Origin of the sequence: Anaerotignum propionicum (assembly GCF_024461735.1) — a bacterium.
Lineage (GTDB): Bacteria > Bacillota > Clostridia > Lachnospirales > Anaerotignaceae > Chakrabartyella.
Window position 1 is genome coordinate 1 of record NZ_JANGAD010000022.1, and the last position, 1403, is coordinate 1403.

Annotated in this window: 1 protein-coding gene; it reads left to right on the plus strand. The window is 41.1% G+C overall.

Annotation, left to right across the window (positions count from 1 at the left end; all coding sequences use genetic code 11):
- Positions 1-18: 18 nt before the first annotated feature.
- Positions 19-1403 (plus strand): GLUG motif-containing protein (locus NE558_RS14220; RefSeq protein WP_330643505.1); only part of this gene is annotated, 1385 nt, incomplete at its 3' end.

Consider the following 1403-nt stretch of genomic DNA (forward strand, 5'->3'; position numbering starts at 1 on the left):
TATGGGAGCACTGTAAGTGTGGAAAATTGCTTTGTAACGGGAAATCTTTCAATAACATCCAGTGAAAGTGGCGGTTTAATCGGACGAAACTATGCAATGGTTACCGGATGCAAGGTGGATGCTATAGGCTGGGTGAAAGGAAAAGAGGCCACAGGTGGTTTGATTGGGCGTAACCAAGGAACTATTCAGAAGAACACCACAAATGTAGATGTAGAGTCTTCCAATAAGGTAGGGGGACTGATTGGCATTAATGAAGGAAAAGTATCCCTTTGTGTAGGCGAAGGAAAAGTATTAAGTGATATGGGAAATGCGGGAGGCTTGATTGGAACAAATACAAGCACAGTAGAGAGGTGCTACGCAACAGGTGCTGTAGAAAGTAATGGAGTAAATAGCCAATATACAGGTGGTTTGATTGGTCTCAATAATGGGTCGAAAGCCGTAATAGAGAATTGTTTTGCCACAGGTAATGTAGCGGGAGCGAAGAGTGTGGCACGTCTGTTAAATATTATAGAAAATAGCAACAGCTATAAGACTACTGTACTTAACTGTTATTCCATAGGAGAGGCAAAGGGCTTGGAAATTAAGGAACTTCCTCGTAATGTTAGAAACACATTTTTGACTGTAACTGAATGTTATGAAGGGGCTACAAAAGAACTGAAAGATAAAATGAAGTATCAATCCAACTTTACCAATTGGGATTTTAATACCATATGGAGCATAAAAGAAATGGCCAGTTATCCATACTTAAAGGATATGGAGATGCCCAGGAGTGCACAGGTTGGTAAAGAACAATATCAGGGTTCTGGTACAGAGGGAAATCCCTATTTAATAGAGACTAAAGAGCAGCTTTTAGATTTAGGAAATCATGAGGACGCTTACTATGCTTTAGCGCAGGATATAAACTTTGAGGGGGCTAAAGTAGAACCGATTCAGAGAAAGTTTGGAGGAACCTTGGACGGAAAAGGATATACAATCAAAAATGCCTATATTCAAGGAGCTGACTACTATGTTGGATTCTTTAGTAATATTCAGAACGGAACTATTAAAAATTTAGAAATGGAGAATATCAAAATATCCGGAGTGACTTATGGAGGCGCTGCAGGTACAATTGCAGGTATGGCTACCAATACGGTTATAAAGAACTGTAGCGTAATCGGTGGTGAAGTGTCTGGGGTGACGGCAGGTGGGCTTGTAGGAAACATGAGTGGAACGATAGAAGGCTGTAGTTTTAAGGGTAGTGTTCTGGGTAGCCAATATAGCGGGGGTTTTGTAGGTGACTTTCAAACAAATGGGATAATAAAAGACAGTAGTATCTCTGGAACCGTAAAAGCCACAGGCAGTGGACATGCAGGAGGCTTTATAGGCCGAAGTTTATCGGGAGGATATATCGAGAATTGTGGTGC